The sequence below is a fragment of the Saccharothrix carnea genome (genome assembly GCF_003014735.1).
Lineage (GTDB): Bacteria > Actinomycetota > Actinomycetes > Mycobacteriales > Pseudonocardiaceae > Actinosynnema > Actinosynnema carneum.
The window spans coordinates 191,620-212,121 of the sequence record NZ_PYAX01000008.1 but is presented as its reverse complement, the minus strand read 5'-3'; the positions used below and the strand labels follow the sequence as shown (position 1 = coordinate 212,121).

Here is a 20,502-nt window from a genome sequence, read left to right as displayed (position 1 = left end):
CCCGAATCGCCTAATCATGTGACATACCGCACGGTCGGTGACTTTTCCGCCTCGGTTCCGTACCCGTTCGCGACCCGATTGCCACCCGATCAGCCCTATATCGTCACCGCACGGTGAGGGGGTGCTCCGGCCGAACGATTCGGGTTCTAATACAGGGGTCCGGTCGACCTCCTCCGCCAGTGCCCGGAGCGCCCATGACGCCACCGCGAACCAGCTCCCCGGTCCTGGTGGGCCGGGGCGACGAGCTGGCCGCGCTGACCGGCGCCGTGGCGTCCCAGCCGTCCGTGGTGCTGGTGGCCGGCGAGGCCGGGGTCGGCAAGAGCCGGCTGGTGCGCGAGCTGCTCGGCCGGCCCGAGCTGGGACCGCTGCGCGTGCTCACCGGGTTCTGCCAGCCGCTGCGCGAGCCGTTCCCGTACGGCGCGGTGCTCGACGCGTTGCGCACCGTGGGCGGCTACCTGGGTCGGGTGTCACTGAGCCCGGTGACGGGCGTGCTGAGACCGCTGGTGCCGGAGCTGGCCGGGCACCTGCCCGACCCGCCCGAACGCCCCGACGACCCCCGGCACGAGCGCCACCACCTGTTCCGCGCGGTGCGCGAGCTGCTGTCCGCGCTCGGGCCGGTCCTGCTGGTGGTCGAGGACCTGCACTGGGCCGACGACGGGTGCCGCCACCTGCTGCGCTTCCTGATGGCCGACCCGCCGCCGAACCTGACCACGCTGGTCACCTACCGCCGTGAGGACGCACCGGGCGGAATGCCGCTGGGCAGTGCCTACCGCCCGCCCGCCGGGGTGGCGTCCGTGCTGGTGGAACTGGGTCCGCTGGACGTCGACCAGGTGCACGACCTCGCCGCCGCGATCCTCGGCGTGGACGCCGTGCCCGCCGAGTTCGCCGCCCGGCTGCACGAGCGCACGGCAGGCCTCCCGTTCGTGGTCGAGGAGGTGCTGCGGGCCCTGCGCGACCCGGACTGGCGGCTGCTGGACGCGGTCGAGGTGCCCGCGCTGCTGCGGGACGCGATGGCCGAACGCCTGGCCGGGCTGCCCGCCACGGGCAGGCGCATCGCGGAGGCCGCCGCCGTGCTCGGCGTGCCCGCCACCGAAGATCTGCTCGCCGAGGTCGGCGCCGTCGCACCCGACCGGGCCCGCGTCGCGCTCACGCACGCGCTGCACAGCGGTGTGCTGCACGAGACGGCCGACGTCCGCTACGGCTTCCGCCACGCCCTCGCCCAGCAGGCCGTCTACGACACGCTCACCGGTCCCGAACGGCAACGCCTGCACCTGCGCGCGCTGCGGGCCCTCGACCACGCCACGCCGCGCCCGTTCATGCAGCTGGCCGAGCACAGCCGTCGCGCCGGGCTGCGGGACGACTGGCTGCGGCACGGTGAGGCCGCCGCCGACCGGGCGCTGGAGGTCGGCGACCCGTCCACCGCCACCCACCTCTACCAGCGGTTGCTGGACGAGGCCTCGCTCACGCCCGCCGACGTGGACCGGCTCGCCGTCAAGCTCGGCCAGGTCGCCCGCGGCGGGCTCGACCAGCACGACCCCCGCGCCACGCTGGAACGGCTGCTGGACGACCACCGGCTGTCCACCGCCGCCCGCGGCCAGGTGCGGCTGAACCTCGGTTTCCTGCTGATCCGCCAGTTCGACGGCCCGCGGCACAGCCGGGTCGTCCTGGAGCACGCCATCGAGGAGCTGTCCGCGCGCCCGGACCTGGCCATGCGGGCACGGGCCGTGCTCGCCCAGCCGTTCGTCGGCGCCACGCCGTTGGCCGAGCACCTGCGGTGGCTGCGCGAGGTGGAGGCGTTCATCGCGTCCCGCGCGGACGACGAGGTGCGGTTCGCACTGCTGGCCAACCAGCTCGGCTCGCGGATGAGCATCGGCGACCACACCGTGATGGAGGAGCTGGACCGGTTGCCCGGCACGGCGGCCGACGTGGCGGTCCGCCGGCACCTCGCGCGGGCGCACTGCAACCTGGCCGACGCGTTCGCCCTGGTCGGCCACTTCGACCTGGCCCGCGACTTCCTCGACCGGGGGCTGCGGCTCACCGTCGGCGCGGGCGTGCCGTTCACCGAGGGCACCGGCCAGTCCACCCGCCTGCACCTCGACTGGTACCGCGGCGACTGGGGCACGCTCGCCGACCGGGCCGCGCGGCTGCTGGAGGAGTACCGGGAGATGCTGCCGGTCGCCGGGGAGATCAACCTGGTGCTGGGGTGCCTGGCGGTGGCGCGGGGCGACTGGGACGCGGCCGAGCGGCACCTGGCCGACTGCGGCGTGCGGTCGGTGGAGAACTCGATCACGCCGGTGGCGCTGGGCGGGTTCGCGGCGTTGACCAGGCTGTGGTCGGAACGCGGTGACCCGGCACGGGCGTGCGCCGAGGCGGACCGGGGGCTGGACCTGGCGCGGCGCAAGGGCGTGTGGGCGTGGCTGGGCGAGCTGGCGCCCGCCGCGGTGGACGCGTTCCGCGCGGCCGGGCGGGTCGAGGACGCGGCCCGGCTGGTGGCGGAGTTCGACGCGGGGCTGGTGGGTCGGGACGCGCCGTTGGCGCAGGTGGCGCTGAAGGTGTGCCGGGCGTTGCTGGCGGAGCGGGACGAGGCCGCGTTCCTGCTGGAGGAAGCCCGACGTGCGGCCGACGAGCTGGGGTTGCGGTACTACTCGGCGACGTTGTCGGAGCGGATCGCGCGGGTGGCGTTGGAGCGCGGGGACGACGAGGCGGTGGCCGCGCTGGGCGAGGTGGCCGCGAGGTTCGACGCGCTGGGCGCGAGCCGTGACGCTGCACGGTGCCGGCACCTGGTGCGCGGGGCGGGCGTGGCGACGCCGTCACGGCGCGGTCGGCGCGGGTACGGCAACGCGTTGTCGCCGCGGGAGCGGGACGTGGCCCGGCTGTTGGCGCGGGGGCGGACGAACCGGGAGATCGCGGAGGTGCTGTTCCTGTCGCCGCGCACGGTGGAGCAGCACGTGGCGCGGGTGCTACGCAAGCTCGGTGCGGCGTCGCGGGTCGACCTGCTGGCGTGAGGCGTGCGGAAGCCGTGAGCCGTGCAGAAGTCGCGAGGACCGGCGGGGTTGCCCGTCGGTCCTCGCGGCACTGCTCATGACCGGTACGTGCGCCTAGAGGTACGAGCGCTGGCCCCACGGCATCGCCGCGGCGAGCTGGGCCCGCCTGCCGATGTCGAGCTTGCGGTAGATGCGGGTGATGTGGAGTTCGACGGCCCGGGTCGACACCGAGAAGTGCTCGGCGATCTGCCGGTTCGTCATCCCCTCCAACATCATCAGCGCGATCCGGTGCTCGTGCGGCGTCAACGGCTCGCGCGAGCGCGCCTCGGCGCTCTGCCCGTCGCGCGGCCGGACGATGCCCGGCACGCGCTCACCTTCCGGCACACCCAGCAGCACGTGCCACTGGCGTATGCGCACCTCCGCGATCGACTGCGATCGCACGTACGGGTCACCACGCACCAGGTCCCGGGCCGCGGCGTCGTCGGGCACCTGCACGATGAGCAGCACGCCGGAACCATCGGCCCAGGGGCCGGTTCCGACGAGCACTCCCTGCTCGGCTAACGGACGCCAATATTCCCGGTGTGCGAGATGAATGGATCTCCGCACCTGGCGCGCATCACGAAATGTCAACTCAACGGCGAAAGCCACTGGACTGATCCCCATTTCATTCCGCGGCCGACTTTCGCCACATACTCAACTGGGGCGTTTATTCAGTGTCAAGTGAGACACATCACAACAGTGATATGGGAACCCAATGGCCCCTATAGCCGCTTTTCGAACCAGTGCTCCGCATAGCGGTCGTCGTTGAACGCGGGCACCTCACGGTAGCCGTGCCGCGCGTACAACGCCCGCGCTTCGACCAGGTCAGTACGGGTGTCGAGGCGAATGGCCGCGGCACCAAATGAGACGGCGCCCTCCTCGACCGCGGCGAGCAGCGCCGCTCCCCCGCCGGTGCCGCGAGCCGCCGGATCGACGAACATCCGCTTCATCTCCGCAGTTTCGCGGTCGACCATGCGGAACCCGACACACCCTCGCACCACACCGTCACGGCGGCCGACGAAGAACCGCGCCAAGTCGTCGGTCGGGTCGTCGGCGATCGCCTGGTCGACCTCACCCGACGTGGCCGGGCGCCCGTAGTAGCGGGCGATGATGTCGGCCAAGTAGGTGCGGATCACGGCGACAGCGGTCGGGCTGTCAACCGGTTCGGGCTGAACGGTCCAGGAACTCATTGGCAGATTTTCACCCGCGCTGGGCCATTCGGACACGTGGTTTTCGGCACTCCGGACGCGTGTAAAGTCCACGCCCGTGGCAGCGCAACAGGTCCGGCTGGAGCGGGAACCCGCGGGGCTCGCCGTGCTCACCGTGGACGCTCCCCCGCTGAACCTCTACACCGCCGAGTTGCAGGACCTGCTGGAGGCAGCGGTCGAGGACCTGGAGGAGCGGCCCGCGCGGGCACTGCTCGTCCGCTTCGAGGGCAAGGTCGTCAGCGGCGGTGTCGACGTGGCGCTGTTCGCCGAGCAGGAGACGTCGGCGCGGGCCAAGTCCCTGCTCGACCGGATGCTGGAGCTGCCGGAGCGGGTGGCCGCGCTGCCGTTCCCGACCGTGTTCGCCGCGCACGGGCTGTGCCTGACGTGGGCGTTCGAGGTCGCGGTGGCGTGCGACCTCCTGCTGGCCGCCGAGCGGGCGACGTTCGGGCTGGTGGAGAAGGTCGTCGGGCTGACCCCGACCATGGGCGGCACGCAGCGGCTGGCCGCGCGGGCGGGCGTGGGGCGGGCCAAGGAGCTCGTGATGACCGGCGAGCGCTACGACGCGGCCACGCTGGAGCGGTGGGGCGTGGTCAACCGGGTGCTGCCGGACGAGGGGTTCGACGACGCGGCGCTGGGGTTCACGCTGGCGTTGGCGACCGGGCCGACGTTGGCGCACGCGGCGACCAAGCGGGTGCTGGCGCACTTCGAGAGCGGCGGCGTGGCCGAGGCGGACGAGCACGTCACGGCGATCGCGGCGGAGCTGTTCGACAGCGAGGACCTGCGTGGCGCGGTGCGGTCGTTCCTGGCAGACGGTCCGGGCAAGGCGACGTTCAGCGGTCGCTGAGGCCGCTCGGCGTCGCTGAGGCCGGTCGCTGATCCGTTCAGCGGTCGCTGATCCGCCGGAACTCCGTCCACCGGGTGCTCTGCCGGTCCCAGATCTCCTGGTACTCGGCGAACATCTCGGCGACCTTGGCCGGGTCGACCCGGTCGGTGGGCGTGGCCGCGAGGTAGTGGCTGACGTCGTCGCGCAGCCGGTGGAACCGGGACAGCGACTCCTCCATCAGCACCCACAGGGGCCGCCACGCGAAGTACGGCTCCAGCACGGCGAACACCGTGCTCAACGCCACCAGCGAGAACGCCAGGCCGGTCCAGAAGTCGAGGTCCTGCCAGCCCAGGATGATCGTCGCGGTGGCGGACATCGCGAGCAGGCCGACCTTGAGCGCGGTCGCCCGGCGGGCGAACCGGACCGACCGCACCCGGCCGTACTCGCGGGCGCGGTCGATGCGGGCCAACAGGTCCAGCGCCAGTTCGTGCGGGCTCAGGCCCGTCTTCACCGGCTGCTCTTCGGGCTCTTCCACGGCGGGCACCCTATCGGGGGTCGTAGGCGGCGGAGCCGTACCAGGCCAGGGCGGAACGCAGCTCGACCACGTCCCGGTCGCGGCGCTTGCGGTAGCGCTCGTGCGAGATCGGGTACACGCGCACGCCGCCCTTGTGCCGGGTGAAGCTGCCGCGGCCCAGGGTGTCCGGTGTCTTGGCGGCGCTGACCAGCCAGACCATGAGCCACGGGCGGGCGTGGTGTGCCTCGACCTTGACGCGGGAGATGGCGTACCAGGGCAGGCGGCGGGTGTGCGTGCCGTTGGAGAGCGTGATGCCGTCAGGGCCGACGTCCAGGGTGAGCGGTGCGCGTGCGGCGCCGATCAGCAGCCGGATCGCGGCGACCGCGAACGCCAGGAACGCGATGCCCGCGGCCAGCCGCACGGCACCGGGCGCACCGACGACGGGGTCGAGGATGGAGGCCGTCACGAGGGACGCCACCAGGTGCGCCCCGGCCCAGCTCAGGCCCACGGCGCGGGAGGTCTTGAACCGGACGCCGGTGGGGCGGACCTCCTTGCGTTCGGGGTCCGTCCGGGCGGGGGTGCGGGTCGGTGCGGGTGCGGGGGTGTTGGTCGGGGACGGTGCGACGAGGGTCGGCGATTTGGGCGGCGGGTCCTCCACCAGGACGCGCGTCGGCGGCTTGGCGGGCAGCTTGCTCAGCTCGGTGTGCCGCTGCTCGACCATGGTGCGGACCTGGGCGGGCAGCCACGACGGTTCGGCGGACGGCGGGCCGATCGCCTCCAGCAGGCGTGCGGGCGTGGGCCGGTTCACCGGTTCGCGGACCAGGCACGGCACGATCAGCGGCACCAGGCCCGGCGGCACGCGGGACAGGTCCGGTTCCTGGTGGACCACGCGGTAGACCAGCGCGGACGTGGCACCCTCGCCGAACGGGCCGCCGCCGGTGGCGGCGTAGACGAGCACCGAGCCGAGCGCGAACACGTCGCTCTGGGTGGTGATCTTGCCACCGATCACTTGCTCCGGTGACAGGTAGCCGGGGGTGCCGAACACGATGCCCGCTTCGGTGAGCGCGGAGTGCTCCAGGGCGCGGGCGATGCCGAAGTCGATCACGCGGGGGCCGTCGTCGGCCAGCAGCACGTTCGACGGCTTGAGGTCGCGGTGCACCAGGCCCGCGCCGTGGATCGCGACCAGCGCTTCGGCCAGGCCGCCGGCGAGGCGGCGCACGGCGCGTTCGGGCAGGGGGCCGTGGTCCTGGACGACCTGCTGGAGGCTCGGGCCGGGGATGTACTCGGTGGCCATCCAGGGCCGGTCGGCGTCGGGGTCGGCGTCCACGACGGTGGCGGTCCAGAAGCCGCCGACCGCGCGTGCCATCTCGACCTCGCGGCGGAAGCGCTCGCGGAACTCCGGGTTGTCGGCCAGCTCGGCGCGCGCGACCTTGACCGCGATCGGCCGCCCGCCGCGTGACCGCGCCAGGTAGACCGACCCCATCGCGCCGCGGCCGAGGGCGGCGAGCAGCGTGTAGTCGCCGATCCGCGACGGGGCGTTCGGGGGCAGTGGCTGCACGACACCCACCCTAGATGCGCCGGCCACCCGTTCGGGCAAGACGGCGAGGTTCGCGGCGCAGCCCACAGCCGCGCAACCTCGGGTGAGGTCGCGGAGTCGAGGGTGCCTCAGGACCGGCCGGGCGTGTTCCGAGTGTTCAACTCGGGGGTCCTGGACGTAGGACACGGCCGTTCTGGACGTAGGACACGCGGGGTCAGGTGAGGGAGAGGAGGGTTTGGGCGCGGGCCTGCCAGGAGTGGGGTTCCACGGAGGCGCGGAGGGTGCGCGGAGGCAGGAGGGGGCCGGTGGCCAGGGTGGTGCGGAGGGCGTCGACGAAATCGGCGTGGGTGCGGGCGGCGCGGACGCGGTCGGTGTAGCCGGCCAGCTCGGCGAAGTCGGTGCTGACGACCGGGAGGCCCAGCGCCAGGTACTCCTTCAGCTTGATGGGGTTGGACCGCTTGATCCAGTCGTTGTCCTGCCACGGCATGATCGCCACGTCGAACGCCGAGCCGTAGGCCGGGATCGTGCTGTAGGGGCGGAAACCCAGCCAGTGCACGTTGGGGTACTTGTCGAAGCGCCCCATCGGGTGCGTGGCGTCACCGATCAGCACCAGGGAGGCGTGCGGCAGCTCGACGGCGACGCGTTCCAGCAGGTCGAAGTCGACCACGAAGTCGTCCAGGGCGCCGAAGAAGCCGATGCGCGGGCCGGGGATGGCGCGCACGTCGTCCGGCCACTCGTGCACCGGGCGCGCGGTGAAGTGGAGGATGTCGACGCCGTGGTCGAGGAAGTGGGCGCGGTGGCCGGTGCGCGGCCGTTCCTCGTCCATCAGCGCGTGGCTGACGTAGACGACGTGGTCGGCGTTGGCCAGGAGCTGGTTCTCCAAGGCCTCGATGGACGCCCGGTCGGCCTCGGGGAAGTCGGAGTGCCGGTCCGAGCGGTTGAACACCAGGCGGTGCCGGCGCATCGGGGCCACCACGTCCCACGCGGTCGGGATCGTGACCATGATCACCGGGGTGCGCAGGCCGAGCGCGAGGGCGACCGCCCGGACCTGGAGGCGCACCAGGACGGCGTTGACCTTGCGCAGGAACGGCGAGCCGTAGAACGGCAGCGGCAGCGGTGACATCACGTAGAAGTCGGGCATCGGGCGGCGCACGAACTTGGCCACGCTGCGCAGCTTGCGCAGGATGCGCCGGGACACGTGCGTGCTGTTGCCGCGGGTCGGCATCCGCATGCCGATGCTGTTGACCACCAGCACCCGGCGGTGCGCGGACATCGACCGCATCAGCTGGAAGTCCGAGTGCGCGCGGTTGTGGTACCACCAGTCCTGCGCGGAGAAGCACACCCAGCCGGGCTCGGCGGCCCCGCCGGTGCTCGCGCCGGGGCGTACCGGCCAGCGCCGCCAGCGGAGCAGGTCGCCGGCGGCCTTGCGGTGCTTGGCGCCGCGAGGAGCGCGCAGGAGCTCGTTCAGCAGCACGGCACACCACATCGCGAACGCGGCCGCCCGGCCGTGCCGCTCGCGGACCATCCGGACCCGGTTCGTGGTGGCCATCGACCACAGCACCGGAGACGTCGACTGCTCGCCGCCGATGTGCACGGCGCGTGCCCGCGGTTCGTAGCGGACGACGTAACCTCGCTTGCCCGCGCGCAGCATGTACTCGGTCTCCTCCGAGTACAGGAAGTACCGCTCCTCCAGCACGCCGGTCGCCGCACGCGCCTCGCGCGAGATCAACCACGCCGCGCCGGTCGCCCAGTCGGCGGTGCCGGCCGTCTCGTAGCGGAGGGGGTCGACGACCAGTTCGCCGAGCGCCTCGGAACGTCCGGCGCGGGTGCCGCCGAGGACGGCTTCGCCCAAGGCGCGCAACGGGTTCGGGGCGCGGCGCAGGGAGAGCTGGGGTGCGCCGTCGAGACCGGCCAGGCGTGGCACGGCGATACCGGTGCCGGGCATCGCCAGGGCGGCGCGCAGCAGCGTGACGGCGTCGCGGTGGAGCCGGACGTCCGGGTTGAGCACCAGCACGTCGCAGTCCGGCGCGGCGGCGAAACCGGCGTTCACGCCCGCGGCGAAGCCGTCGTTGGAGGCACGGGCGACGATCTGGGCGTGGGGTGCGACGCGGGCGACTATCTCCAGCGTGTTGTCTGCGGAGGCGTTGTCCACCACGATGATCCGACTGTCCGGAATGGACTCCAGGGCCGTGGTGACGGACGTCAGGCAGTCTTCGACGACCTCGGCGCTGTGGTAGGTCACGACGACGACGGCAAGCGGCACTTCTACTCCCCGGTCTGGGTGCCGACGCCGTCGGCGGTCGAGCGGCGGAACCGGGTGCGCAGCGCGCCCCCGAGCAAGAGGAACGCGAACGGCAGGTCGTCGCGCAGGTAGCGCTTGGCCAGGCGGCGCGGTTCGAGCGCGAGGCGGTGCAGCCACTCGGCGCCCAGCTTCTGCACCACGCCCGAGGCGCGGCGGAACTCGCCCGCGGCCATCGGGATGCCCGCGCCGCAACCGAGGAACCAGGCTTGCGGCAGCTGCGTGCGCAGGAGCCGGATCAGGCGTTCCTGCTTGGGGAAGCCGAGACCGACCAGGACCAGGTCCGGTTTGGCCTGCACCACCTTGGCCACGGTCTCGGCGGTGGCGTCGGCGGAGGCGTCGAACCCGAACGGCGGCGAGTCCGTGCCCGCGACGCGCAGGCCGGGGTAGCGGGCGCGCAGCACGTCGGCGGCCTTCTCCGGCACGCCGGGGTCGCCGCCGAGCAGGTAGATCGAGCGGTCGGCGCGCGCGGCGGCCTCGGCGAGGGTGAACACCAGCGACGAGCCCGTGACGCGTTCGGGCAGCGGAACGCCCGCGAGCCTGCCCGCCCACACGACCGGCATGCCGTCCGCGACGACGAGTTCGGACTCGGCGATCAACGCGGCCAGCTCGGGGCGGCGGGTGGCGGCGCGCACGATGTCCACGTTGGCCGTGACGATCGCGCCGCCCTCGGCCCGTCGCCAGGCTTCGGCGACGTGGTCGGCGACACCGGACTCGTGGACGGACCACACGTCGACGGCGCCCACGCGGACGCGGGGCTGCGGTATGTCCGGCATACCCGCGTCATCGGGTTCGGGGTGGTCCCCGTTACGACGGGTCCGGATGGCGGTAACGGTCACGTGCGGTAACCGATATCGGGTGCATGTACGTAGCGTCCGTCCGGCCAGGCGAGCGGATCAAGGGCAAGGTGCCGGGCACGGTGGTCGCACTGGGTGCGGTGAGCCTGCTGACCGACGTGTCGGCCGAGATGGTCACCGCGTTCATGCCGGTCTACCTGCTGTTCACGCTCAACATGGGCTACGCGCAGTTCGGGCTGCTGGACGGGCTGTACACGGGTGCGACTGCTGTGCTTCGACTCGTCGGCGGCCACGTCTCGGACCGCACGCACCGGCACAAGGCCGTCGCCGCAGTCGGTTACGGGCTGTCGGCGGTGACGAAGCTCATCTTCCCGGTCGTGGGCGCGTCGGCGTTCGGGATCGGGGCGGCGATGGCGGCGGACCGTGCGGGCAAGGGGTTGCGGACCGCGCCGCGTGACGCGTTGATCTCGTTGGCGACGCCGCCGGAGCGGTTGGGCGCGGCTTTCGGGCTGCACCGGAGCATGGACACGGTGGGTGCCCTGCTCGGGCCGTTGATGACGTTCCTGCTGATGTACTGGGTGGGGACGGTGGCCGGGCCCGTGTTCGTGGTGAGCGCGTGCTTCGCCGTGGTGGGACTGATCGTGCTGGTGGCGTTCGTGCGGGAGGACCGCCGGTCGGTGGTGGCAGGGCCGCGTCCGTCTGCGCGGGCCGGGGTGGCGTTGCTGCGGGAGGCCGGGTACCGGAGGTTGACGGTCGGGGCGGCGGTGCTGGGGTTGGCGACGTTGTCCGACGCGTTCGTGTTCATCTTGGTGCAGAAGGCGACGAACGCGCCGATCCACCTGTTGCCGTTGCTGCCGTTGGGGACGGCTCTGGTGTTCCTGGTCGCGGCGGCGCCGGTGGGACGGTTGGCGGACCGGGTCGGCCGGTGGCCGGTGTTCCTCGGTGGGCATGTGCTGCTGTTGGCGGTGTACGTGCTCCTCCTAGTTGGAGGGACGGGGTACGTCGGGGTCGCCGCAGCGCTGATCATGCACGGCTTGTTCTACGCCGCAACGGATGGCGTGCTTTCGGCACGGGTCAGCGCACTGGTGCCGGAGTCGTTGCGGGCGTCGGGTCTCTCGGTGGTGCAGACGGGACAGGCCCTCGCCCGACTGGTGTCGTCGGTCGCGTTCGGCCTGCTACTCCAGTTCGCCGCCTTCGGAACCGCCGTCTACACCGCCATCGGCTCACTCGTCATAGCGGTCGCCATCGCCTGGCGACTCAACATCACCAACACCAACACCAACACCAACACCACTAACAGCTGAAAAACGGACCCGCCGCCCAACCTCGGAGGCCCGATTTTACATGGGGTTCGGGTGCTTTAGGCTGGTCGAAGCCGGGCAGGCTTGGCGGGCGCTTTATCCGCCAGGCCTGCCCGGCTTTGGCCTGCCTGGAGTACCCGTAAGGGGCCCCATGTCAAATCGGGCCGGGACTCGAGTGGTGCAGTGATGGCTCTGAGTGCAAGAACCCGCAAAGATCAAAAACCCAAGAGCAAAAGATCAAAAGCGTCCTCGCCGGACGGGCAGATCAGCAGGATGACCCCAACTGCGCCTGGATGTCCTGTTGGGTTGTGGGTCCGGACTCCGTGTCATCCCACCGACCTCCCTCCGGGTTACCACACGTGTCAAGGGCGGCGCGCGGTCCCAGTGAAGTTGTAGGCAAAGCTGGACGCGCCGCCCTTGACACGTGCGGTAAGGCTGCGCCAGGTCGGCGGGATGACACGAAGCCCTCCTTCTAGGGAAGAAGGACGAGCCAGTTGGCGTGAAGGGCGTGCCAGAGGGGATGGGAGGCGTGGTCGGTGGTTGGTCAGAGGAGGCCGATCGGGCCGTGGGCGACTGAACGACCGTGGGTCAGGTCGCCGGGGTGGCTGGCGGTGTAGCCCTGGAGCAGGGTGGAGAGGCCTACGAGGAGGGGAATGTTGGCGTCACATTGGGCTTTGCCGTAGGCGTTGGTGGTGGCGGTGCAGAGGGGGTGTCCCTTGATGGTGCGGAAGGTGATTCGTTTGCCTGCTACCGGTTTGCCGGTGTGGGACTCGGTGAGTGTGGCGTCCAGGCCTCGGGCGGTGAAGCCGAGGAGGCGGAGTTGTAGTTGGGCATGACCCGCGGTGAGTTCGGTCGGGGCCGGGGGGACGGCGTGGATTGCGATGCCCACCGGGTTCACGCCGACCGGGACGGTGCTGGTGACGGTGAGGGTGGTGGTGTCCACGATGGACAGGGTGCCGCTGTTGAAGTTGGTCACGTAGGCCTGGTGGCCGTCAGGGGTGAGGGCGACGCTGATCGGCCTGCTGCCCACGGCGATCTGGGCGATCGACGTCAGGGCGTCGAGGTCCACGACGGAGAGGCTGTGGCCTTCGCTGTTGGTCACGTAGGCGCGTTGGCCGTCCGGGGAGATGGCGACGCCGTGCGGGATGAAGCTCACCGGGATCGTGCCGGTGATGGCGTTGGAAGTGGTGTCGACGATGGCCACGTTGTTCGAGAACTTGTTGACCACGACCAGTTTCGTGCCGTCCGGCGTCACGGCCACGGCGGTCGGGGTGTTGCCGGTCGGGAGGTCGGCGATCTCCGTGTTGGTGGTCGTGTCCACGACGGAGACGGTGCCGGCGCCGACGACGTCGTGTGCCACGTAGAGCCGTTTGCCGTCCGGGGTGATCGCGATTCCATCGGCGTTCGGGCCGACCGGGATGGTTTCGGTGGTGGCCAGGGTTGCCGCGTCCACCACCGACACCGTGCCCGCGAGGTAGTTGGACACGTACACGTGGCCGCCGGACGGTGAGACGACGACGCCCGCGGGGCCGTCGCCGACCGGTACGGCCGCGTCCACGGTGTTGGTCGGTGTGTCGATGACGGTCAGCGTGTCGTCACGGACGTTGGTCACGTATGCGCGGGTGCCGTCGAAGGCGACGCCGACGCCGTAGGGCGAATCACCGGTGGAGTCGATGAGGGTGGTGGTGACGGAGTTCGTGGCGGTGTCGAGCACCGACACCCCGCCGCCGTTGTTGGCGACGTAGCCGAGCACGCGCACCGGGTCTTGGGCGGCGGCCGTTCCGGACGGCGCGAGCAGCAACGCCGCTCCCAACGCGAGCGCGCCACCCGCTGCCGGCGCCTTGCGGATCTGTCTGAGCAGCACTGTCGGCCTCCAGGGGTTGAGTCCCGCAGTGCTCCAATCGACCTGGAGCACTGCGCCGTTAGCAGGTTAAAATCGGTACACGTGCACTTGGTACGGGCCGAAGTCGTCCACGATCCGGCCGTCCACGATCGGCACGGTCCTGTTCTCGTCGACGACGGTGGCCGTGCCCGAGGAGACGGGGACGGTGAGCGTGACGCGGGCGGAGAGGCTGCGGGGGTGGTCCTTGGTGCCGTCCGTTTGGGCCAGCAGCCAGCCTTGCTTGTGCAGGACCGACACCGGGATGCCGTTGTCGCTCGTGGCGGTCGCGCCGGGGAGGTTGGGCGAGTTGAGGACCGGGGCGAGGGACTTCAGGCGCGCGTTGACGGCGGTGACGCGGGCCTTGATGTCGGGGCGGGTCAGGATGCTGGAGTACTCGCCGGTGCCGTCGGTGTGGAAGCTGTGCGCGAAGTAGTTGATGCCGGTGGCGCCGTGCAGGATGGTGTTCCAGACCGCTGCTTCCAGCTGGTCGGGCGTGATCGTCTCACCTCGGTCGTGCGGGTGGCCGGTCTCCACGAACCCGTACAGCGGCTTGTCCGGCCCGCACCACTTGCGCATGGTGTCGATGACCTGCCCGTAGCTGTACGCGCCGACCGTGTGGTTGCGGTCGGGGTGGGTCCAGCCGTAGTAGTCGGCCGAGGCGATGTCCGCGGCCGAGCAGTAGGTCCGCATGTCCTCTTCGTAGGACTTCTCGATGTAGCCGTAGCCGACCTCGCCGGTGGGGGTGCCCATCCACGGGCTGAAGTTGAGGTAGGTCGGCCGTGTGGGGTCCTTGGCGCGCACGGTGTCGGCGGCCTTGAGGATCGCGGACGGCTGCATGTCCGGGTGGAAGACGTCGCCGTAGACCTTGGTCATGTCCGGCTCGTCGGCGATCAGGTAGCCGACGTAGTTGCGGGCGTGCGCGGTGTCGGCCAGGACCGCGTCGACGCGCGTGCCGTCGACGTACACGCGCCAGTCGGTCTCGTGCAGGCCTTCCTGGCGGAGGTACCACCACTCGTCCTCCCACAGCCCGATGCCGGTGTCGATGCCGATCTTCGGGAAGGCCCGGCCGAGCTTCTCGCCGTGCTCGATGCCCGAGGGGTCCTGCATCCACACGGTGATCGGGAACACGGTCGGGTCGCCGGTGGGGTTCGGCCCGTTGGCCCACTTCTTGTAGTAGTCGACGGACGGGCCGGGAGGGGTGGGTGCGGGGTCCGTTCGCTTCGCCTCGGCCGTGCACGCGGTCAGCGCGAGGACGAGGGCGGCGAGCGCCGCCGTCCTGGTCACTTCGACGTCCGGACCCGCCCGCGGGCGGCCAGCACCCGCTTCGCCTTCTCGAAGCCGCCCGGTCCGAGCAGGCGCTGGGCCGTGGTCTTGGCCAGGTACCTGGCGCCGTCACGGGCCGTGCGCAGCGGGTGGCCGACGAACCGGTCACGGGCCAGCACGCCGCCGGCCGGCTCCGGCACGTCGTCCAGCGCGGCGCCGAACAGCGGCCGGTACGCCGCGGGCGAGACCAGCCTGCCGCGCGTGCGATTGCTCACGTTCCCGCCGTGCACGACCTGCAGCCAGCCGGGCGGGCCGCCGAGCGACACCACCTCGGCGTGCCGGTGCAGCCGGTTGTGCCCGGCCCAGCACGTCACCGGCGCGTCCCAGCTCTCCCGCATCGACGCGAACGCGTTGTCGCGGTCGTGGTGGGCGAACAGCCCGGTCGGGCTCTTGACCAGGCCGTTCGCCAGGTAGAGGGCGGTGCGGCGACCGGTGGGGCGCTCGGCCTGGAGCCGGGCCACGAAATCGGCGGCGAGGCCGTCGTCGTTGTCCAGGTTGGTGGTGATCAGCGCGTCGCCCTTGACCGGGAAGAGCTTCGAGATGTCCTCGACCAGCTCGTCGCGGCTGACCTGGGTGCGGAACACCGGCGTGTAGGCGTCGCCGTGCGCCTCGATGCGGTCCTTGAGCCACTGGGGGCTCTCCGGGTCGAAGTAGATGAGCCACCGGAAGTCCGACGAGGTCTGCGCCGCCACCGAGGGCAGGCAGTACCGCTCGAACAGCCCGACGCGTTCGGTCAACCACCCCTCCCGCGCCCGCACGACGCTTTCCGCGCCCACGGACGGCAGGTTGAAACGCGTCAGCACGACGTGGTCCATGGAACCCCTTCCCGTATGACCCGTACATCGGGATCGGGCCGCCGCCGTTAACGATCCGCGGTCGAACACGATGAGTAAGGCGTGACCGATCCCCCGACACGTCCGACCGTCGACGTCGTCATCCCCTGTTACAACTACGCGCGGTTCCTGCGGGCCTGTGTGAACAGCGTGCTCGACCAACCCGGTGTCGACGTGCGGGTGCTGATCATCGACGACACGTCGAGCGACGAGACGCCCGAGGTGGTGGCCGAGCTGACGCGGGACCCCCGGGTCGAGGGCCGCAGGCACGAGGTCAACCAGGGGCACATCGCGACGTACAACGAGGGCCTGCTGGAGTGGGCCAAGGCCGACTACACCGTCCTGCTGTCCGCCGACGACCTGCTGGCGCCGGGTGCTCTCGCCCGTGCCGCCGAGGTGTTCGAGGCTCACCCGAACGTCGGCATGGTGTACGGACGTGTTGTTTATTACACCGATCACGACAACTTGCCGTCCGTGGTGACGCCGCCGGCCGGTCGCACGGTCTGGTCCGGTGTGGACTGGATCGAGGCGCGCTGCCGCACGGGGCAGAACGTGCTGTCGTCGCCGGAGGCCGTGGTGCGCACGTCGGTGCAGCAGCGGGTCGGCGGCTACCGGCCGGACCTGCCGCACGCGGGCGACCTGGAGATGTGGCTGCGCATCGCCGCCGTGTCGGACATCGGGTACGTGCGCGGCAAGCCCGCCGCGTACTACCGCGTGCACCAGCAGAGCATGATGCGCACGCGGTTCTCGTCGCTGTTCGCCGACCTGGAGCAGCGGCAGGCGGTGTTCGAGCGGTTCTTCGCCGAGCACCCCGACCTGCCGCCGCGGCTGCGGTCGCTGGCCGACCGGTCGATCGCCAAGGACGCGTTGTGGCGGGCGGTGCGCGCGTACGACCGGGACAAGCTGGCCGAGATCCCGGTGGACGAGCTGGAGGCGTTCGCGCGGCGGGTGTTCCCGGACGCCGGGCGACTGCCCGAGTACCGGGCGTTGCGGCGACGGCGGGCGTTCGGGCCGAAGGTGTGCAGCCGCACGCAGCTGTTCGTGGGCAGCCACCTGGCCAAGCGCGGCGCGGGTCTGGTGGGCAGGCAGGTCTGGAAGTGGCGCGGCCAGTGACCGCCGGGGTAGAGCCCACCGGGGTGGAGCCGACCGGGACCGAGCGGCCGGAGCTGCGGCGCAAGGTCGGTTCGGCGATCCGGTGGAGCGCGGTCAACAGCCTGGTGCAGCGGTTCAGCCAGGTGGGTGTCGGTGTCCTGCTGGCCCGCCTGATCGCGCCCGAGCAGTTCGGCGTGTTCGCGGTCGCGCTGGTGGTGCTCAACATCGTGATGAGCGTCAGCGAGATGGGCGTGAGCGTCGCCCTGGTGCGCACCGAGCGGCCGGTCGAGGATCTCGCGCCCACGGTGACGACGCTGTCGATCGCGTCCGGTGCCCTGCTGGCGCTGCTGTGCGTGCTCGGCGCGCCGTGGTTCGCCCAGGCGATGGACACACCGCAGGCGACGGGCGTGATCCAGCTGATGTCGCTGTCGCTGGTGATCGCGGGCGCGTCGGCGGTGCCGGGTGCGTTGCTGCAACGGGAGTTCCGGCAGGACCACAAGTTCGTCGCGGACACGTCGGCGTTCGTCGTCGGCACGGCTGTGGTGGTGGTGCTGGCGCTGATGGGCTTCGGCGCGTGGAGCCTGGCGTGGTCGCGGATCGCCACGAACCTGGTCGCGGCCGTGGTGATGTTCGCCTACACGCCGCGGCGCTACCGGCCGGGGTTCGACGCGGGCGAGGCGCGCGGGCTGCTGGCGTTCGGGCTGCCGCTGGCGGGCGCGAGCCTGCTGGTGTTCGGGGTGCTCAACGTCGACTACATCCTCGTGGGCAGCGTGCTCGGGACCGTGCCGCTCGGCTTCTACCTGCTCGCGTTCAACCTGGCGAACTGGCCGGTCGGCGCGTTCTCGCAACCGGTCCGCAGTGTCTCACTGGCGGCGTTCTCGCAGGTCAGGGATGATCCGGAGTTGTTCACGCGGACGTTCGCCCGTGCGTTGCGGCTGCTCGCGCTGGTGACGGTGCCGGCGTGCGTGCTGCTGGCGGCGTTGGCGGATCCGCTCGTGCGCACGGTCTACGGCGACCGGTGGGCACCGGCCGCGCAGGCGCTGGCGCTGCTGGTGCTGCTGGGCGCGCTGCGGGTGGCGTTGGAGCTCGGGTACGACTACCTGGCCAGCGCCGGGCGGTCGCGCGCGATCCTGGTCATCCACCTGGTGTGGCTGGTGGCGCTCGTGCCGCTGCTCGCGCTGGGCGCGCACCTGGACGGCATCCGGGGCGTGGCGCTGGCGCAGAGCGTGGTGGTGCTGGTGGTGATCGTGCCCGCTTATCTGATCGCGTTCCGGCCTTACGGGCTGCGGGCACGCGCGCTCGGTGCGGCGGTCGCGCGGCCGGTGGTCGGCGGTGTGGTCATGGTCTTGGTGGCGACGGGCGCGCAGTGGCTGGTCGACGGCGCCCTGTGGCGGCTGCTGGTCGGTGGCGCGGCGGCGTCGCTGGCGTACGCGGCCGTGGTGTTCCCCCTGCGCCACGAGGTGCTGGGTCTGTTGCGGAGGAGTGGCGCGTGAGGGTCGTCCAGCAGTTGCGGCGTCGGGCGCATCAGGTCACGCGCATCGTGCGCGACCAGGGTGTGCGTCAGGTGGGCGCGCGTGCGCTCGGCCGTGCGGCACGGCGGTTCGGTGCCGAGGCCGAGGTGTTCCCGGTGCGCTTGGAGGACGTGCGCGCGGCGGACATCGGCGCGCCGCGGCCGGTGGTCGTGCCGCCCCTGCCGGCGGACGGGCGGATGACCGTGAACTGGGTCAGCACGCCGCCGTCCCCCGGATCGGGCGGGCACACCACGATGTTCCGGCTGATCGAGCACCTGGAGTCGTTGGGGCACACGTGCCGGCTGTACTTGTACGACGTGTACGGCAGCCGTGCGGCGGACCACGAGCCGGTGATCAGGGCGGCGTTCCCCCGGTTCCGCGGTCCGGTGCACGACGTGGCGGACGGGATGGCCGACGCGCACGCCGTGTTCGCCACCGCGTGGATGACCGCCTACCCGGTGTTCAACGACCCGTGCGCGGGCAGGCGGTTCTACCTCGTGCAGGACTACGAGCCGTGGTTCTTCCCGGTGGGCGGGTTGTCGGCGTTGGCGGAGAACACCTACCGGATGGGGTTCCACGGCTTCACCGCCGGCCGGTTCCTGGCCGAGAAGCTGCGGGCCGAGACGCGGATGGCGGCGGACTCGTTCGACTTCGGCTGCGATGCCGACCGCTACCACCTGCGCGAGGGCGTGCCGCGCGACGGCGTGGTGTTCTACGCGCGGCGGCTGGCACCCCGGCGGGCGATCGAGATCGGGTTGCTGGCGCTGGAGATCTTCGCCGAACGGCACCCGGAGATCGCCATCCACACGTACGGCGAGAAGATCGGGTCGCTGGGGCCGCGGCACGTCGACCACGGCCTGGTGACACCCGACCGGCTCAACGAGATCTACAACCGGTGCTACGCGGGCCTCACGCTGTCCATGACGAACGTCTCGCTGGTGCCGCACGAGATGCTGGCCGCGGGCTGCCTGCCGGTCGTCAACGACGCCGAGCACAACCGGGTCGTGCTGGACAACGACCACGTCCGCTACGCGCCCGCGACACCGCACGACCTGGCCCGCGCGCTGTCCGAGGTGGTCACCTTGCCCGATTTCGGCGCGGTGGCGCAGGCCGCGTCCGCCGGCGTGTCCGGCCGGTCGTGGGACGCGGCCGGGCACGAGCTGGAGAAGGTGCTCAGGCGGGAGCTCTCGGCCTGAGCAGCAGCCGCTGCGCCGGCCGTTCGACGAGCCGGTGCAGCAGCCACGCCGGCACCAGCGAACCGACCAGGAGTGCGACCGAGATCCCGATCGCGGTGGGCAGGCCGACGCCGTGCCGACCTTCCGCGACCCGCATCACCGCTTGGTGGACCAGGTAGAAGGCGAACGACAGCTCGCCGAGGAACACCGCCACGCGGTTGCGCCACGGCGACCGCGCGCCGGTGATGTCCGCCATGGCGGCGGCCGGGATGAGCAGCGCGAGCGGGACGACGGTGCCGGCGACGTAGCCGAACGTGCCGGGCAGGTGACCGGAGGCGACGTACCCGGCGGCGGCCAGCGCGCCCGCCTGCCACAGCCGGAGCCGGGGCCAGAGCCCGGCACGCACGAGCCGGGCCAGCACGATGCCCAGCACGAACTCCAGCGCCCGCGTCACCGGGAAGACGTAGACGAACCAGTACTCCAGCCCGGCGGGCAGCGGCAGGGCGAGCACCGGGACCAGGACCACCGAGCCCATGAGGACGACGGCGAGCACCCGGAGCCGTCGTCGTGGCACGCGGTCCACCAGGGCCAGCAGGGGCGAGAACGCCGCGTAGAACGCCGCCTCGCAGGACAGCGACCACGCCGGTGTGTTGACGCCGAAGTAGATCGACTGGACCGGGATCCACGCCTGGAGCAGGAACAGGCCCGCCACGCCGGCGAGCACGGACACGCCGCCCAGCCAGGCCAGCCCGGCGAACACCGCGACCCAGACCACCAGGTGGTTGGGCAGGACCTTCGCCGCCCTCCGCCGCAGGCTGACGCGCGCCGGCACCCCTTCGCGCGCGGACCACGTGAGCACGAAACCGGACAGCAGGAAGAAGAACCCGACCCCGGTCGCGCCCTGCCCGAACACCACCTCCAGGACGCCTTCCGCGCCCGTACCGGTGAACAGGCCGCCCGCGTGCAGGTGGAACCCGAAGACGAGGAACGCGGCGAGGAAGCGCAACCCGGTCAGTGACGGCAACAGGACCGGTGGCAGCGGCGGGATCGCCTGCGCGGATGACGGGACCGGTGCCGGAGCCGGCGCGTTCGTCATCGTCGCGTGGCCCGACCGGCGGAACGAGGGCTACAACCGTTGCGCCGCAATACTATTCTTGCGGTCAGGTATTCGTTCTCCGTCAGGA

At 71.6% G+C, this 20,502-nt stretch carries 16 protein-coding genes; 6 read left to right on the top strand and 10 right to left on the bottom strand.

Translation table 11 applies throughout. The features are described 5' to 3' along the window. The first annotated feature begins 194 nt into the window (after positions 1-194). Positions 195-3,005, top strand: a complete 2,811-nt coding sequence (locus B0I31_RS42665; RefSeq protein WP_106617729.1) for an ATP-binding protein — start codon at positions 195-197, stop codon at positions 3,003-3,005. 93 nt (positions 3,006-3,098) lie between these two features. On the opposite strand, the gene B0I31_RS24580 is transcribed toward B0I31_RS42665, so the two are convergent. Together B0I31_RS24580 and B0I31_RS24575 are read right to left on the bottom strand one after the other, a co-directional pair. Further along, complete coding sequence (locus tag B0I31_RS24580; protein WP_053715935.1) at positions 3,099-3,647, bottom strand: LuxR C-terminal-related transcriptional regulator; 549 nt, start codon at positions 3,645-3,647, stop codon at positions 3,099-3,101. 98 nt (positions 3,648-3,745) lie between these two features. After that, positions 3,746-4,249: a GNAT family N-acetyltransferase gene (locus B0I31_RS24575; protein ID WP_342751499.1), complete on the bottom strand. Its 504-nt coding sequence runs from the start codon at positions 4,247-4,249 to the stop codon at positions 3,746-3,748. Positions 4,250-4,289: 40 nt separating this feature from the next. Here B0I31_RS24575 and B0I31_RS24570 point away from each other — a divergent pair, with 40 nt between their 5' ends. Continuing rightward, positions 4,290-5,075 (top strand): enoyl-CoA hydratase/isomerase family protein, encoded by a 786-nt coding sequence (locus B0I31_RS24570; protein ID WP_106617727.1) that lies wholly within the window; start codon positions 4,290-4,292, stop codon positions 5,073-5,075. A 37-nt stretch (positions 5,076-5,112) separates the two neighbouring features. Here B0I31_RS24570 and B0I31_RS24565 read toward each other — a convergent pair whose 3' ends face one another. The 4 genes from B0I31_RS24565 to B0I31_RS24550 form a co-directional block, all read right to left on the bottom strand. Continuing rightward, complete coding sequence (locus tag B0I31_RS24565; RefSeq protein WP_106617930.1) at positions 5,113-5,589, bottom strand: SLATT domain-containing protein; 477 nt, start codon at positions 5,587-5,589, stop codon at positions 5,113-5,115. Positions 5,590-5,599: 10 nt separating this feature from the next. Beyond that, positions 5,600-7,126 carry a serine/threonine-protein kinase gene (locus B0I31_RS42660; protein WP_106617929.1) on the bottom strand — a complete coding sequence of 509 codons (1,527 nt, stop codon included), beginning with the start codon at positions 7,124-7,126 and terminating at the stop codon, positions 5,600-5,602. Positions 7,127-7,319: 193 nt separating this feature from the next. Beyond that, positions 7,320-9,368, bottom strand: coding sequence for a glycosyltransferase (locus tag B0I31_RS24555; RefSeq protein WP_106617726.1), 2,049 nt, complete (start codon positions 9,366-9,368; stop codon positions 7,320-7,322). A gap of 2 nt (positions 9,369-9,370) precedes the next feature. Next, positions 9,371-10,180 carry a WecB/TagA/CpsF family glycosyltransferase gene (locus B0I31_RS24550; protein ID WP_106617725.1) on the bottom strand — a complete coding sequence of 270 codons (810 nt, stop codon included), beginning with the start codon at positions 10,178-10,180 and terminating at the stop codon, positions 9,371-9,373. An 86-nt stretch (positions 10,181-10,266) separates the two neighbouring features. Between B0I31_RS24550 and B0I31_RS24545 the strand changes: the two genes are divergently transcribed. Continuing rightward, entirely contained in the window at positions 10,267-11,505 is a 1,239-nt protein-coding gene (locus tag B0I31_RS24545) for an MFS transporter (protein ID WP_106617724.1), read from the top strand. A gap of 541 nt (positions 11,506-12,046) precedes the next feature. Here B0I31_RS24545 and B0I31_RS24540 read toward each other — a convergent pair. The 3 genes from B0I31_RS24540 to B0I31_RS24530 form a co-directional block, all read right to left on the bottom strand. Continuing rightward, on the bottom strand, positions 12,047-13,366 hold the full coding sequence (locus tag B0I31_RS24540) for a cytochrome D1 domain-containing protein (RefSeq protein ID WP_245950347.1): 1,320 nt from the start codon (positions 13,364-13,366) through the stop codon (positions 12,047-12,049). A 66-nt stretch (positions 13,367-13,432) separates the two neighbouring features. Further along, the gene (locus B0I31_RS24535) at positions 13,433-14,668 is read right to left on the bottom strand and encodes a hypothetical protein (protein WP_106617723.1); all 1,236 of its coding nucleotides are present in this window, start codon (positions 14,666-14,668) and stop codon (positions 13,433-13,435) included. Then, entirely contained in the window at positions 14,665-15,510 is an 846-nt protein-coding gene (locus tag B0I31_RS24530) for a glycosyltransferase (protein WP_245950345.1), read from the bottom strand. The genes B0I31_RS24535 and B0I31_RS24530 overlap by 4 nt, the downstream gene beginning before the upstream one ends. A 93-nt stretch (positions 15,511-15,603) precedes the next feature. On the opposite strand from B0I31_RS24530, the gene B0I31_RS24525 reads away from it, so the two are divergent. From B0I31_RS24525 to B0I31_RS24515, 3 genes are read left to right on the top strand one after another with little or no spacing between them, the layout of a single operon-like run. Continuing rightward, positions 15,604-16,653, top strand: a complete 1,050-nt coding sequence (locus B0I31_RS24525) for a glycosyltransferase (RefSeq protein WP_106617721.1) — start codon at positions 15,604-15,606, stop codon at positions 16,651-16,653. Next, positions 16,650-18,125, top strand: a complete 1,476-nt coding sequence (locus B0I31_RS24520) for a lipopolysaccharide biosynthesis protein (RefSeq protein ID WP_245950343.1) — start codon at positions 16,650-16,652, stop codon at positions 18,123-18,125. Before B0I31_RS24525 ends, B0I31_RS24520 begins: the two co-directional genes overlap by 4 nt. Further along, complete coding sequence (locus tag B0I31_RS24515; RefSeq protein ID WP_181320320.1) at positions 18,122-19,339, top strand: rhamnosyltransferase WsaF family glycosyltransferase; 1,218 nt, start codon at positions 18,122-18,124, stop codon at positions 19,337-19,339. Before B0I31_RS24520 ends, B0I31_RS24515 begins: the two co-directional genes overlap by 4 nt. Here B0I31_RS24515 and B0I31_RS24510 read toward each other — a convergent pair. Beyond that, the gene (locus B0I31_RS24510; RefSeq protein ID WP_106617720.1) at positions 19,317-20,414 is read right to left on the bottom strand and encodes an acyltransferase family protein; all 1,098 of its coding nucleotides are present in this window, start codon (positions 20,412-20,414) and stop codon (positions 19,317-19,319) included. The two genes, B0I31_RS24515 and B0I31_RS24510, sit on opposite strands and share 23 nt — an antisense overlap. Positions 20,415-20,502 lie beyond the last annotated feature (88 nt).